This window comes from Halanaerobium kushneri, assembly GCF_900156285.1.
Taxonomy (GTDB): domain Bacteria; phylum Bacillota; class Halanaerobiia; order Halanaerobiales; family Halanaerobiaceae; genus Halanaerobium; species Halanaerobium kushneri.
Genome location: NZ_FTNC01000001.1, coordinates 376,164 through 390,677, shown reverse-complemented (window position 1 = coordinate 390,677; position 14,514 = coordinate 376,164). Strand labels below are relative to the sequence as shown.

Below are 14,514 nucleotides of genomic sequence, written 5' to 3'. Positions count from 1 at the left end.
ATAATTTATTCCATTTATATATCTACAGAAATTTAAGAACTTTTGATTTTAAAAAAGATACTAAAAAGATATTTTTAAGAAGATTTTACAGAGGAATTATCCGCTTAAATGAACCACTATATTATCCAGGAGCTTCTTCAGGATAATATCTGAATTTGTTCAGTTGGTTATAGAACTGCAAAGCAAATATGCTAAAAACCTTCCATTTCAATGGGGGAAAGGGGGTTCTGTATCTTATTTGAGCTGATTTTAGTGTAGAAAATACTGTTTAAAGTAATATTCTCTCTTTTTTATTTTTTAAAAATCATTTGCGGAATCTCTGTTTATGGTACCCCTTGTTAGTAATTAATCTATCTGTTATAATTAAATGACAAAGGATACAGGAGGTGAAGTACCTGTTGCCGACAGCAAGGGACAGGTGTTTTTTATGGAAATTAATGAACAGTTAAAGATACTAAAAAGAGGAGTAAGTGATCTTATCTCCGAAGAAGAACTCAAGGAAAAATTGGTTGCAGCAGAAAAAGAAGGCAGGCCTTTAAAAGTCAAGCTGGGACTTGATCCTTCCGCACCGGATATTCATCTAGGTCATACTGTTGTGCTTCGCAAGCTGAAGCAATTTCAGGATTTGGGTCATGAAGTTTATTTAATTATAGGTGATTTTACCGGGATGATTGGTGATCCGACTGGAAAATCTGAAACCAGAAATCAGCTGACAAAAGAAGAAGTTTTAGAAAATGCCCGTACATACGAAGAACAGTTTTCTAAGGTGCTTGATCCAGATAAAACAAATGTTGTGTTTAATGGTGACTGGTTAAATGAAATGGATTTTGCTGATGTATTAGAACTTTCCGCTCATTATACAGTAGCAAGAATGCTGGAGCGTGATGATTTTTCCAAGCGCTATAATTCGGGAAAACCAATTGGGATTCACGAATTTTTCTATCCTTTAATGCAGGGTTATGATTCAGTTGCAATTGAAGCTGATGTTGAATTGGGGGGGACTGACCAGCGTTTTAACCTTTTAGTTGGACGCAAACTGCAGCAGGAATACGGCCAGGAGGCTCAGGTAGTACTTATGATGCCTTTACTGGAAGGTTTAGATGGTGTTAATAAGATGAGTAAAAGTCTGGATAATTATATTGGAGTTTATGATCAGCCTGCTGATATGTTTGGAAAGGTAATGTCGATTCCGGATGACATGATTTTACGTTATTTTGAGCTTTTAACTGATGTTTCAATTAAACGCTTAGAAGAGATGAAAGAAAAGCTCAGTCGGGATGATTTTAATCCTATGGAGCTAAAAAAGGAACTTGCACATGAGATTGTAAGCGAATATCACAATGATGAGGCGGCAGTTAAAGCCCGCCAGGAATTTGAAAGTGTGTTCTCAAAAGGTAATCTGCCAGAAGATATTCCTGTAATTGAGATCGCAGAATCTGATCTGGAAGCTGGCGAGCTCTGGATAGTTAAACTGGTTGCTGCCACTGGACTTGTTGACTCTAACAGTCAGGCCCGCAGAATGATCAAACAGGGTGCTGTCACAATAAATGATGAAAAATATGAAAAGATTAATCTGGATATTAAAGTTGAGGATGAAATGATAATTCAGATTGGTAAACGCCGCTTTGCTAAAATTAAATTAGTTTAAATGGTACTATAATTTATTTTTCTGTTCATTATAAATTAGTTTAAAATAACTAGGGTCTCAAAATCTTAATTCTCCATCCAGATCAGCTTTAAGAAAAACTAATAATCATATTTTGCAATTAATAAGACTACCTTCCCGATAGAACCTCGTGTTCTGCGGTCAGCTGAGAGCATCCTGTTCTCAGGTCTTATTAATTGCTCATATTCTTAAAGTTTTTCTAGAAAAGCTGCTTAGTCAGTCGATTTAAGATTTTGAGCACTAGTTTCAGTTAAATACAATTACGAACAGAAAAATAAATATACTTTAATATAACTAATTTAATTTCAGCGGCAGCAGTTATTAGGAGAACAATCCATAATTAATTCTCAATGAAAAGCGTCGTGGAGATTAATATCTGAGAGAAAGAAATAAATTTATAGAGAGGAAGGTTTTAATGATTAAAAGTGGAGATGAAATAAGACAGGCTTATCTTGATTTTTTTGAGTCAAAGGGTCACTTAGTTATGGATAGTGCACCGCTGATTCCCAAAAATGATCCGAGTCTGTTGTGGATAAATGCCGGGATGGCTCCTTTTAAGCCTTATTTTGACGGCAGCCTTGAGCCACCTAAAAAGCGTATTGCTACCAGCCAGAAGTGTATCCGTACAAATGATATAGAAAATGTCGGTAAAACAGCCCGCCACCACACCTATTTTGAGATGCTGGGTAATTTTTCTTTTGGCGATTATTTTAAAGAAGAGGCCATTACCTGGGCCTGGGAGTTTGTAACAGAAGTATTGGAACTGGATCAGGATAAGCTCTGGATAACAATTTATAGAGAAGATGAAGAAGCTTTTAAAATCTGGCATGATCAGGTTGGGCTGCCGGAAGAAAGAATTGTCCGCATGGGGAAAAAAGAAAATTTCTGGCAGATTGGAACTGGTCCCTGTGGTCCCTGTTCGGAGATTCATTATGACCGCGGTGTAGAAGCTGGAGATAGTAAAGAAGATGTACTCGGTGGTGAGGGTGACAGATATTTAGAAATCTGGAACCTGGTATTTACTCAGTACAATTATACTGAGGCGGGAGAATACAAAGAATTACCAAATAAAAATATAGATACCGGAATGGGTCTGGAGAGGGTTGCATCAATTCTGCAGGAAACTGAAACCAACTTTGAAACAGATTTAATTAAACCGATTATCGATCAGGTAGTAGAAATGACAGGTATTCCCTATCAGCAGGATCAGGAGAGTGTTACTGCTTATCGAGTAATTGCCGACCACATTCGTTCAGCCTCTGTTGCTATTTCAGATGGAGCTCTGCCTTCCAATGAGGGACGGGGTTATGTAATTAGGCGGCTGATTAGAAGGGCTGCTCGTTATGGCCGCAAACTTGGTTTTAAAGAACCATTTTTATATAAATTAGTAGAAAAAACAGCTGAGATTGTAAAGGGAGTTGCTCCTGATTTAAAAAAACAGCTGGCTCATGTTAAAAATGTGCTTAAATCTGAAGAAGAAAGTTTCTTAAAAACCCTGGAACAGGGCTTAAATATTTTAGAGGAAATGCTGGCTGAACTTGAAGCCGAAAATAAAGAAGTACTGGCCGGTAAGGATGCCTTCCGCCTCTATGATACCTATGGTTTTCCGCTTGATTTGACTGAAGATATTGCAGCCGAAGCCGGAATTAAAGTTGATGAAGATGGTTTTGAAAAAGAGATGGAAGCTCAGCGGAAAAGAGCTCGCGAAGCCAGAGAGGAAACTTCTTTCAGCAGTGGTGAGGTAGAAAAGTTATACGCAGAGTTTAAAGCTCAAATTGAGGAAGATAACTTTACCGGTTACCACTCCCTCAAAGAAAAGACTAAAGTTGTTGGCCTGCTCAAAGATAAGCAGAAGGTCGAAAAGCTTGGTAAGGGGGAAAACGGTGAGATTATTCTTGCAAAGACTCCATTTTATGCAGAAAGTGGAGGTCAGATTGGGGACAAAGGGGTAATTAAGTCTGATAATTTTGAGGCAGAGGTTAAGGATACTATTAAAAAAGCTGATGTTTTTGTTCATCAGGTAGAAGTAAATAGAGGTGAACTCAAGCCTGGTTCTGCTGTGGAAGCAGTAGTATATCATAACCGCCGTCTGGCAACTGCCCGTCATCATTCGGCAACTCATCTGCTTCATAAAGCTTTAAAAGAAGTCTTAGGTGAACATGTAAATCAGTCAGGTTCTCTGGTAGCTCCAGATAGATTGCGTTTTGACTTTACTCACTTTTCTGCTCTTACAGCAGAGGAAATTGATGAGATTGAAAGAAAAGTAAATCAGGCAGTAATGAAAAATTATTCTGTTCAAACTGAGATAAAAGATATTGATGAAGCTAAAAAGATGGGAGCGACTGCTCTTTTTGGTGAAAAATATGGCGAAGAAGTCAGAGTTGTTAAAATGGGTAATTACAGCCTTGAATTATGTGGTGGAACCCATGTTGATGCTACTGGTGACATCGGAGCCTTTAAAATTGTTTCGGAAAGCGGTATTGCTGCTGGAGTAAGAAGAATTGAAGCAGTAACCGGCGAATATGCTCTTGATTACTTTAATTCAAAACTTGATCTTTTAAATAAGACTGCCGCTAAACTAAAAACTGAGCCTGATAATTTGCTGCAGCGGGTTAAACAATTGCAGAAAGAACAAAAAAATCTGGAAAAAGATCTGGAAGCATTAAAACAGAAATTAGCTGGTTCGAAAAAAGACGATTTGATTGACCAACTGCAGGAAGTAGAAGGAGTAAATTTACTGACAGCAGAATTGGATGGACTTGATAATTCAGCCTTAAGAAATTTAAATGATCAGCTGAAAGATAAAATTGATTCAGCTGTAATTGTTCTGGCCAGTAAAGGTGAGAACAAGGTTATTTTTGTTGCCTCTGTTACTGATGATCTTATTAAAAAAGGATTTAAAGCTGGAGATATTATCTCAAAAGTAGCCCGAATTGCCGGTGGAGGTGGAGGTGGACGTCCTGATATGGCCCAGGCAGGAGGTTCAAAACCAGAAAAGACTGCTGAGGCACTGGCAGAAGTAGAAAAAATTGTGAGGGAAATTGAAGGCTGATTAAATAAAATATTAAATTAAGCTTTATAAGTAAAAATTACTGATAAAAACAAGGAATTTGCAGCTGGCTGCAGAAATAATAATATAAGGCAAATTAAAATACGGGATGTGATATATATGGCCGCAGAAGATTTTAATGATAAAACTATGAGATTTAAGATTAATAAAGAAGAATTAAGTGAAGCAGCATTTGTGCTGGGTAAGGTTTCTAAGGCCCTGGAGGAAAAAGGGTATAATCCTATTAACCAAATTGTCGGATATTTACTTTCTGGAGATCCTGCTTATATAACAAGCTACAAAGATGCCCGGACAATGATTAGAACTATTGACCGCGATGAGATTATAGAAGAATTACTGCGGAGTTACTTAAATAACTAGCAGGATGATAGTGTTAAGGCAGCTGAATTTTCTCAGCTGTCTTTTTTTAACTAAAGATATCAAAAAATGTTGAATATCAACTAAGGAAAACAATAAATGTCTTGTTATTATTCTTTTTTTTATATAAAATTTGCTTATAATCAATTAATCATATTTGGGAGGAATTAATAATGAGATACGCAGTAATTGGAACCGGGTCACGTTCAGCAATGTATTATGAAGCCTTAGTTGAAAATGAAAAAATAGCAGCAGAAAATGAACTGGTTGCTCTGCTTGACTTAAATCAGACAAGAATGGACTATGTTAACGAAAAACTGGGTCTTGAGCTGCCAACCTATAAGCCGCATCAGTTTGAAAAAATGCTGGCAGAAGAGAATATCGAGGGGATTGTAGTTACCACCAAAGATTCACATCACCATGAATACATAATTAAGGGTCTGAAAAATGATTTAAAAGTGATTACAGAAAAGCCGATGACCACCAACGAAGTAAAAAATCAAGAAATAATTGATACTATGGAAGAAACAGGTAATGATTTAACTGTTACATTTAATTATCGTTATTCACCTTACCGCTCTAAAGTAAAGGAAATGCTGCAGGAGGGAGTAATTGGTGAGGTGACAATGGTTGAGTTTCACTGGTATCTGGATACGACTCATGGTGCTGATTATTATCGCCGCTGGCATGGAGAAAAAAGAAACTCAGGTTCACTCTGGGTTCACAAGGCAACTCATCATTTTGATTTAGTAAACTGGTGGCTTGACTCAGCCCCCGAAGAAGTATTTGCCTTTGGTGAGAAAAGATTTTATAAACCAGAAACTTTTCAGTATAGAATGAGATGTAAGGATTGTGATGTTAAGGAGCAATGTAATTTTGAACTTGATATGAGTTCTTCAGATAAACTTTCTGCTCTTTATCTGGATGCAGAAGCTGAAGACGGCTACTTTAGAGATCGCTGTGTATTCTCTCCAGAAATAAATATCTGGGATACAAGAGCTCTGACTGTCAGGTATCAGAACAGAGCACTTTTAAGTTATTCACTTAATAACTATGCACCTTATGAGGGATATAAAGTTGCCTTTATTGGAACAGAGGGAAGAATTGAACAGGATGTTGTCGAAGCTTCTTATATTAGCGGACATGATGGAGAATTAGAAAGACAGACCCCGGATAATAATATCAGGCTGGAAGTTTTTCCACTTTTTGAAGAGTCCTATACAATTGATGTAGAAGTGGAAGAGGGTGGACATGGTGGAGGAGATAAGCGTTTATTAGAAGATATTTTCCTTGAAAATCCTGAAGCAGATCCACTGGGTCGACAGGCAGGTGGCTATGATGGGGCAATGTCAATTTTAACAGGTATAGCAGCCAGACGGTCAATTGAAAAAGATCAGCCAATTAAGATAGATAATTTGGTAGAATTCCCATCAAGATTAACAAAATAATTTTGATTAGCAAATATAGTTTAACTCCCTATTAAGTAGATAAGACTTCTGATTAATTTCAGAAGTCTTAATTGCTATTAAGACATAAAAATTATGGAGTGATAAAATTGAATTCATTTAAAAGATTTTTAAACTATGTTAAACCTTACTGGCATTATATTTTATTTGCTGCTTTTGGGGGAACAATTAAATTTGTTCTGCCAATGATTTTTCCCCAGATTATGCGATATTTTGTTGATGAAATCCTTGTTAATGCGGGCAATATATCTGTCGGTCTGAAATCTGAGTATATTAGTAAAATCCACTATTATTCTTCGTTGATGATTGGCCTTTATTTTTTCGTCTGGATTCCAGGGGTTTATATTCGACATAAATATGCAGGTAAACTGGCTCAGAGTGTAGTTTTTGATCTTCGTTATAATCTATTTAAGCATATTCAGAGAATGTCTGCTTCTTATTTTGATCAAAATAAATCAGGAGCCATTGTAACCAGATTAATCAGTGATATTCAGCTCTGTCAGAATATGCTAAATAGTGCTATGACAAATGTCTGGATTGATGGGTCTATTTTAATATTTCTGCTGATTATTATGTTTAAGATGGATGTAACACTGACTCTGATCAGTTTATCAATTCTACCTTTTTATATAATGATAATTAAAACTATAGGCCAGCGGGTTAAAGAATCGAGTAGAATGGTTCAGGATGAAATCGAAAATATTCAGGGGGATGTTCAGGAAAAAATATCAGGAGCAACTGTTATTAGAGCTTTTACAATGGAAAAACAGGAAGAAGAAAAATTCGAAAAAAAATCTAAAAAACTTTTTAATTTTAATATGAATCGAGTTAAACTCTCTTCTATTAACAATGCTTTAAATGGTTTTTTAATTAAAATAGCACCTGTAATTATAATCTGGTTTGCTTCAATAAGTATTCTTAATGGTAATCTATCAATTGGTGAGATGACAGCTTTTTATGCCTATCTGGGTATGTTCTATATGCCAATTGAACGATTTTCTCGGCTAAATGTTGTTTTTTCGAATTCAATGGCGGCTATCGATAGAGTTTTTGAGGTTTTTGATAAAACACCTGAGGTGCAGGAAAAAGAAAATGCCCGAGAATTCGTTGATATGGAGAAAAAAATAGAATTTAAAAATGTTAATTTCTCCTATAATGGGGAAGAAAAAGTTTTAAAAAATATAAATTTGACTGTAGAAAAAGGAGAAAAGACTGCTTTTGTAGGGGCAAGTGGAGCCGGGAAATCCTCTCTGGTCAATTTGATTCCTCGTTTTTATGATGTATCTTCAGGTAAAATCTTAATTGATGGAGAAGACATAAGAGAATTTAAGCTAAAATCACTGCGAGAAAAGATAGGAATAGTTCTTCAGGAGGCAATTTTATTTAGCGGTACTCTTAGAGAAAACATTCTTTACGGGAAAAAAGATGCTGCGGAAGAAGAAATAATCAAAGCGGCTAAAGCAGCTAATGCTTACGATTTTATTATGCAGCTGGAAAATAATTTTGAATCTGAGGTCGGGGAAAGAGGTGCGCGCCTTTCGGGAGGACAAAAACAGAGAATAACAATTACCAGAGCTTTTTTAAGTGACCCTTCCATTTTAATTCTTGATGAAGCCACTTCTTCACTTGATTCCAGATCCGAAAATTTAATCCAGGAGTCTTTAGAAAAATTAATGGAAGGAAGAACAACTTTTATTATTGCACATCGTCTTTCTACAATTATGAATGTGGATAAAATTGTAGTTTTGGAGAAAGGAGCAATTAAAGAAATAGGTAGTCATCAAGAATTACTGCAGAAAAATGGCCTTTATAAAAAATATTTTAAAGAACAGTTTCAGGAGGCGATTAAATATTCAAAAGAGGATTTGCTGGAAAACTCAACTACTTAACTGAATAAATTTAGTATTCGAAACTATTTTCTGAAAATGTTTTTTATCTAGCTAAAGACCTCTGATTAGAGGTCTTTTACTTTTCTGTATTCAAGTGGTGATAAATCTGTAAAATTCTTAAAAATTCTGCCAAAATGAGTAATGTTATTAAAACCAACTTTGGTTGCAATTTCTGTAACAGAAAGATTACTCTGCAAAAGCAGTTTGCTTGCTTCTTTTATTCTTACATTATTTTTATATTCTACAAAGTTAAAGCCTGTAACTTCCTTAAACACACGGCTTAAATAGCCAGAGCTGTAATTAAATTTTTTTGCCAGTCTACCTAGAGTTAATTTTTCATTGTAATTCTGACTTATATAAGCAGCAATTTCAGAAATTTTCTTATGTTTCTGGTCCGGATACTTGAGATTTTGAATGGTTGATTTTGCCAGAATTCTTTTAATGAAAATTAACATTTCAGCAATAATTAAATTTATATATAAAGCATTTTCTGCATCTCTTTCTTTTTTTGATTCGGCAGTTAACTTAAATAGTTCTTCTTCCAGCCAGAGCTGCTGCTCTGGATTCAGGCTTAAAACATTTTCTTTTTTCTCAAAAATCCCAAAAAGTTCTGCTGCATTCATTTCGGCTGCCAGAGAAGAAAATAGATTCTCATCAAACTGAATTAAAATCCTTTCATGTTCAGGTTTTTTCCTATCAATAGTGCTGGTTTTATGAAGAATATTTTTATTAATTAAGACCAGATCCCCTTTTTTCACATGGTAGCTGCGCTGATTAATAAAATAATTGCGTTCACCTTTTAAGAGATAATAAATTTCAAATAGATTGTGGTAATGTTTTTGATCCATATTAAATGGTTCCGAATTTCTTTTTACATGAGTAATAACAGGTTTGTTCATTTTTCGCCTCCAGAGAATAAATTAAATTGATTAAATCACTTATCTTTAAGCTGAAAAATTTGCTTATTTACTAAAATGATTATATAATATTTTATTGAAGAAAGAAAATTGGAGGCAAAAGATTTGAGAATTTTAGGACTGGATTACGGTAACAAAAGAGTTGGAGTTGCAGTAAGTGATTCTCTGGGCTGGACAGCTCAGCCGCTGTCAACACTCAAAATGCACGGACATCAGGAACTGCTTTTAGAAATTAAAGAATACATAGATAAATATGCTGTAGAAAAAATAGTTGTCGGGATGCCCTATAACATGGATGGTTCAGTCGGAAAAAGAGCGGAAATAACTCAGGCTTTTGTTAACTTTTTAAAAAATAATCTTGAGCTTCCGATAATAATTCAGGATGAACGTCTAACAACAAGTCAGGCTAAAAATATTTTGCTGGAGGCTGATGTGAGTAGACAGGGTAGAAAAAAGGTGATTGATAAGATGGCTGCTGCTTTAATACTGCAGTCTTATCTTGATCAGCAGTAAAATTGCTATCCAGTATCAACAGTTAATTAAAAGAAAGGGGTAATTAAAATGAGTGATGGTAAGTTTTGGATTGACGAAGATAAAAAGGAATTAGTTTTATCAGATGGCACCGGAGAGAGCCGTTTTATAATAGAAGATGATCTGGTTATTGATGGGGTTAAATATCTAATAATTGTTGATGCAAGAGCGGGCGAAAATGCTGATGCAACAGTTGTTAAAATTTTAAATGAGGGTGAAGAAGAAATTATTATTCCTGTTGAAGAAAAAGAGGAATTTGAAAAAGTTCAGGCAGCTTACATAGAAGATATGGAGTAATTTTTAATTAAGCCGGCTGAGCTAAAAACCTGCTTTTATCTGGATGAATTTTTAGAAACTAAAGAATTAGATTATGAGAGGAAGAATATGAAGTTGAAAAGAACAGCCCTGGTATTTTTAGTTTTTATTATATTACTCAGTTTTTCGCTGAGGGCTTATTCTTTAATGGAGCCTATAAATGAACTCGATCCACAGGAAATTCTGGTTGAGATTGAAAAAGGAATGACAGGTCGTGCAATTGCGGAAAAACTGGAAAAAGAAGGAGTAATTAAATCTTCAACCATTTTCTATTTATTACTTCGATTTAAAGGGATTGATAATCTCAGAGCAGGTTATTATCGCTTTTCAACTTCCGATACTCCTCTAAAAATTATAGATAAACTGCAGCGTGGGGAAGAAGAAATATTTAAAATTACTATCCCGGAGGGATTTACTCTGCAAGAAATTTTAAATAGATTTGCAGCTCTGGAGATTCCTAAATATAAGAGAGATTTACTGGCCAGAGAAATAAATCGTCAGGTTGCAGAGCTAAAACTGCCAATGGATTTTTCTGATTCAGATTTAAGTAAAGATCAGATTTATCCGGCTGAAGGAATTATTATACCTACAACTTATAATTTCCCCCTCAGCTATAGTGAGAGTGACATAGCTGAAGAGCTGATAAATTATTTTGTAGAAAAAAGACTGCCACAAATTAAAGAGGCAGCTGCCAAAATGGATTATTCTGCTTATGAACTTTTAATAATTGCTTCTTTAATTGAAGAAGAAGGGAAACTAAAATCAGAAAATAAAACTATTGCTTCGGTTATTTATAACCGTCTGCAGGCAGGGATGCCGCTGCAGTTGGATGCTACTGTTCAATATGCTTTGCCGGAAAGAACTAAAAGAGTGTTATATAATGATTTAAAAATCGATTCTCCCTATAATACCTATCAGGTATCTAATCTGCCGCCAACTCCAATCGCCAGTCCCGGAGATCTTGCTGTAGAAGCAGCTATTAATCCTGCTCAAAGTGACTATTTATTTTATTTTGCCCGGGAGGACGGCAGTCATGTTTTTACAGAGAGTTATGACCAGCATCTGCAAAAACAGAAAGAACTAAATTATTAAAAGCAGAAAAATCATTAAGCAATCAGTCAAAAAGCAGGCAAAATTTAAGGAAGTAGATTATGAAAATTACCGATATTAACAATCAATTTGCTAAAAATAAATACATAGAAGCGGAATTTGTTGAGATTGAAAAAGAATGTAAAGCAAAGCATATTCCAATTATTGATCGCGATGCGGCAGATTTGCTTAAAATGCAGTTAAAAATTAAAAAACCCCATAAAATACTTGAGATTGGAACAGCCGAGGGTTTTTCAACATTATTACTGGCTAAATACAGTTCTCAGTGGTCAGAGATAACTGCTGTCGAAATTGATTCTCAGAGAGCTTTAAAGGCAAAAGAAAATTTTGCTCGTTTTAATTTTCAGGATAAAATCGATTTAAAGATTGGCGATGCTTTTGATATCCTAATGTATCTACAAAAAGATTATGATTTTATTTTTCTTGATGCTGCCAAGGGGCAGTATTTTTATCTTTTTGAATATTTAATGGAGCTTCTGGCTCCAGAAGGACTTTTAATTTCCGATAATGTGCTCTATAAAGGTAAGGTTTTAGAAACAGGTGAAACACATCATAAAATCAGGACAATAGTCAATAATTTAAAAAAATATTTAAAATTAATAATGAACCATCCAGAGCTTGATTCTACTATAGTGACTGCAGGCGATGGGATGGCAATTAGCAGGAGGAAGGATATAAATGAATAAAGTTGAATTACTGGCACCGGCAGGGAGTTTAGAAAAATTAAAAACTGCCATTTTATTTGGTGCAGATGCTGTATATTGTGGAGGTTTAAACTTTGGCTTAAGAGCTGGAGCTGATAATTTTACTGTTGAAGAACTGGAGGAAGGAATTGAATTTGCTCATCAGCGTAATAAAAAGGTTTATATGACTCTGAATATGATTCCTCACAATAAGGAGTTGGCTCAACTTCCAGAATATATAGATCAAATTAAAAAGCTCAATCTGGATGCATTAATTATTTCTGATCCAGGAGTTTTTGCTGCAGTTAAAAAAGAAATGCCGGAGATGGAAGTTCACATCAGTACCCAGGCCAACAATGTTAACTGGGCTTCGGCTTTATTTTGGGCGGATCAGGGTGCTGAACGGATTATTCTGGCCCGGGAGCTCAGTCGGGAGGAAATCAAAGAAATTATAGCAAAAACAAAAGGCAGAGTTGAACTGGAGTATTTTGTTCATGGAGCAATGTGTATTTCTTATTCTGGCCGCTGTCTATTGAGCAATTATTTTGTCGGGCGTGATGCAAATAAGGGAGACTGTGCTCAGTCCTGCCGCTGGAAATATCATCTGGTTGAGGAAAAGAGGCCTGGCGAATATTATCCAGTTGAAGAAAATGATCAGGGAACTTTTATTATGAATTCTCGCGACTTAAATCTGGCAGAAGAGATACCAGAACTAATCGATATAGGACTAAGCAGTCTAAAAATTGAAGGTAGAATGAAAAGTATTCATTATGCTGCCACAGTAGTTAATACTTACAGGCAGCTTATTGATCAGTATTACAGGGATCCTGAAAATTTTAAAGCTGATCCCGAACTCCTGGCAGAACTCAGAAAAATAAGTCATCGAGATTACACAAAAGGTTTTTATTATGGAAAACCTGGAGCTGAGGGGCAGCGATACGAAAGCTCTTCTTATTTGAGGAGTTACGATTTTATGGGAGTTGTTAGAGAATATGATAATTCTAAAAGGGAAGCTGTTGTAGAAGTCAGGAACAAGATTTTTAAGGGAGATGAGCTGGAATTTATAGTACCCGGGCAGAAAACTTTTACAGTTAATGCCTCTTATTTACTTGATGAAGAAGGGGCAGAAATCGATTCAGCTCCTCATCCAAAACAGCTAATTAGAATCCCACTTAAAATTGAAGTTCCTGCTGGATCGTTACTGCGCCGGCAAAAGGAGAATTAAGATGACGGATACTTTAAAGCTGAGATATGAGGTTGATCCTACAGAAATTAATTATATTGACATGATTATTAAAGCCTACGAGGGAGTTGGCATTGTAAATGTCGATCATGATAATCCAGGTGAAATTTGGATTGATGTTACAGAGGGCACCAAAAATGAGGTTAAAGAAATAATGTCTGATCTGGGGCAGGAATTTAAAGTGAGATTGATTTCAGAAGAATAATTTTTTATCTTATTAAAAAGGTTATATCCATTATTCCCTGTATTGACTACAATCTTAAATATTCTAAATAAGAACTGATTAAAATGTAAAATAAGAACATTTGACAATCAGTCAGTAATTGTTTATTATTAAGTTGATAATCATACATAATTTAATAAGTCGATAATGATTATTGATGTTGAACTGGAAGTAAAAGAAGGAGGAAGATTGTATTATACATTTAACTAGTAGTTTACAACAGGGAGGTAATAGTGATGCTGAGTAAAAGCAGGATTTTAATCTCGGTGATGTTACTCCTCATAATGGTGGCTTTTGTCAATCTCGAGGAAGCGAAGGCTCTGGAACTGACTGAATTTGGAAGTAGAGCAATGAGCAGGGGAGACGAAGGAATAGATGTAGCTGTATTACAGCAGAAACTTAAACAGTTAAATTTTTATAAGGGAAATATAGATGGGATTTATGGAGGAGTTACAGTTAAAGCAGTTAAGAAATTTCAACAAGAAAATGGACTAAGTGTAGATGGCGTTTTTGGTGAGAGTTCTTTTAAAGTTCTACCTGAGTTAAAAGCACAGTTAAACTACAACATATCCAGAGATGATATTATCTTACTTGCCAGAATTATTCATGGTGAAGCTAGAGGTGAAGATTTTAGAGGGAAAGTTGCTGTCGGATCAGTTATTTTAAATAGAATTGTCAGTAATCAGTTTCCAAACACAATTAGAGATGTTATCTTACAGAAGGGACAGTTTAGTAGTTTAATGGATGGGCAGGCTAACTATTATCCGGGCGAAGAAGAACTGCAGGCTGCCAGAGCAGCTTTAATTGGATATGATCCAACTCTGGGTTCGATTTATTTTTACAATCCGGATATTGCTACAAATACTGCCTGGATATCTCGACGTAATTATGTAACCAGAATTGGTGGTCACGTATTTTTACGATAGAACAAAAAATGAAAGTTTCATAAATATAAATATTATTAATTAAACTATATAGAAGCAAAAAAATAGCACCATTCCGGTGCTATTTTTTTAGATATTAATATCCAATTTTTGTTATTTG

At 35.3% G+C, this 14,514-nt stretch carries 13 protein-coding genes; 12 read left to right on the top strand and 1 reads right to left on the bottom strand.

Annotation, left to right across the window (positions count from 1 at the left end; all coding sequences use genetic code 11):
• Positions 1-427: 427 nt before the first annotated feature.
• From tyrS to BW929_RS01865, 5 genes are all read left to right on the top strand, one after another.
• A complete protein-coding gene (tyrS, locus tag BW929_RS01885; RefSeq protein ID WP_076543663.1) occupies positions 428-1,648 on the top strand; it encodes a tyrosine--tRNA ligase in 1,221 nt (406 codons plus the stop codon).
• A 433-nt stretch (positions 1,649-2,081) separates the two neighbouring features.
• On the top strand, positions 2,082-4,718 hold the full coding sequence (gene alaS, locus BW929_RS01880; RefSeq protein WP_076543662.1) for an alanine--tRNA ligase: 2,637 nt from the start codon (positions 2,082-2,084) through the stop codon (positions 4,716-4,718).
• 117 nt (positions 4,719-4,835) lie between these two features.
• Positions 4,836-5,096 carry an IreB family regulatory phosphoprotein gene (locus BW929_RS01875; RefSeq protein ID WP_076543661.1) on the top strand — a complete coding sequence of 87 codons (261 nt, stop codon included), beginning with the start codon at positions 4,836-4,838 and terminating at the stop codon, positions 5,094-5,096.
• Between the two features lie 170 nt (positions 5,097-5,266).
• Positions 5,267-6,541, top strand: coding sequence for a Gfo/Idh/MocA family protein (locus tag BW929_RS01870; protein WP_076543660.1), 1,275 nt, complete (start codon positions 5,267-5,269; stop codon positions 6,539-6,541).
• A 107-nt stretch (positions 6,542-6,648) separates the two neighbouring features.
• Positions 6,649-8,448: an ABC transporter ATP-binding protein gene (locus BW929_RS01865; protein ID WP_076543659.1), complete on the top strand. Its 1,800-nt coding sequence runs from the start codon at positions 6,649-6,651 to the stop codon at positions 8,446-8,448.
• A 65-nt stretch (positions 8,449-8,513) separates the two neighbouring features.
• On the opposite strand, the gene BW929_RS01860 is transcribed toward BW929_RS01865, so the two are convergent.
• Positions 8,514-9,347, bottom strand: coding sequence for an AraC family transcriptional regulator (locus BW929_RS01860; RefSeq protein ID WP_076543658.1), 834 nt, complete (start codon positions 9,345-9,347; stop codon positions 8,514-8,516).
• Positions 9,348-9,470: 123 nt separating this feature from the next.
• Between BW929_RS01860 and ruvX the strand changes: the two genes are divergently transcribed.
• From ruvX to BW929_RS01825, 7 genes are all read left to right on the top strand, one after another.
• Positions 9,471-9,878 carry a Holliday junction resolvase RuvX gene (ruvX, locus tag BW929_RS01855; RefSeq protein WP_076543657.1) on the top strand — a complete coding sequence of 136 codons (408 nt, stop codon included), beginning with the start codon at positions 9,471-9,473 and terminating at the stop codon, positions 9,876-9,878.
• A 48-nt stretch (positions 9,879-9,926) separates the two neighbouring features.
• Positions 9,927-10,193 (top strand): DUF1292 domain-containing protein, encoded by a 267-nt coding sequence (locus BW929_RS01850; protein ID WP_076543656.1) that lies wholly within the window; start codon positions 9,927-9,929, stop codon positions 10,191-10,193.
• Between the two features lie 87 nt (positions 10,194-10,280).
• Positions 10,281-11,303, top strand: coding sequence for an endolytic transglycosylase MltG (gene mltG, locus BW929_RS01845; RefSeq protein ID WP_076543655.1), 1,023 nt, complete (start codon positions 10,281-10,283; stop codon positions 11,301-11,303).
• Between the two features lie 59 nt (positions 11,304-11,362).
• Entirely contained in the window at positions 11,363-12,007 is a 645-nt protein-coding gene (locus BW929_RS01840) for an O-methyltransferase (RefSeq protein WP_076543654.1), read from the top strand.
• The gene (locus BW929_RS01835; RefSeq protein WP_076543653.1) at positions 12,000-13,229 is read left to right on the top strand and encodes a peptidase U32 family protein; all 1,230 of its coding nucleotides are present in this window, start codon (positions 12,000-12,002) and stop codon (positions 13,227-13,229) included. Before BW929_RS01840 ends, BW929_RS01835 begins: the two co-directional genes overlap by 8 nt.
• A gap of 1 nt (position 13,230) precedes the next feature.
• Positions 13,231-13,452 (top strand): DUF4911 domain-containing protein, encoded by a 222-nt coding sequence (locus tag BW929_RS01830; protein ID WP_076543652.1) that lies wholly within the window; start codon positions 13,231-13,233, stop codon positions 13,450-13,452.
• A gap of 254 nt (positions 13,453-13,706) precedes the next feature.
• A complete protein-coding gene (locus BW929_RS01825) occupies positions 13,707-14,396 on the top strand; it encodes a cell wall hydrolase (RefSeq protein WP_084566044.1) in 690 nt (229 codons plus the stop codon).
• The last annotated feature ends 118 nt before the right edge of the window (positions 14,397-14,514 follow it).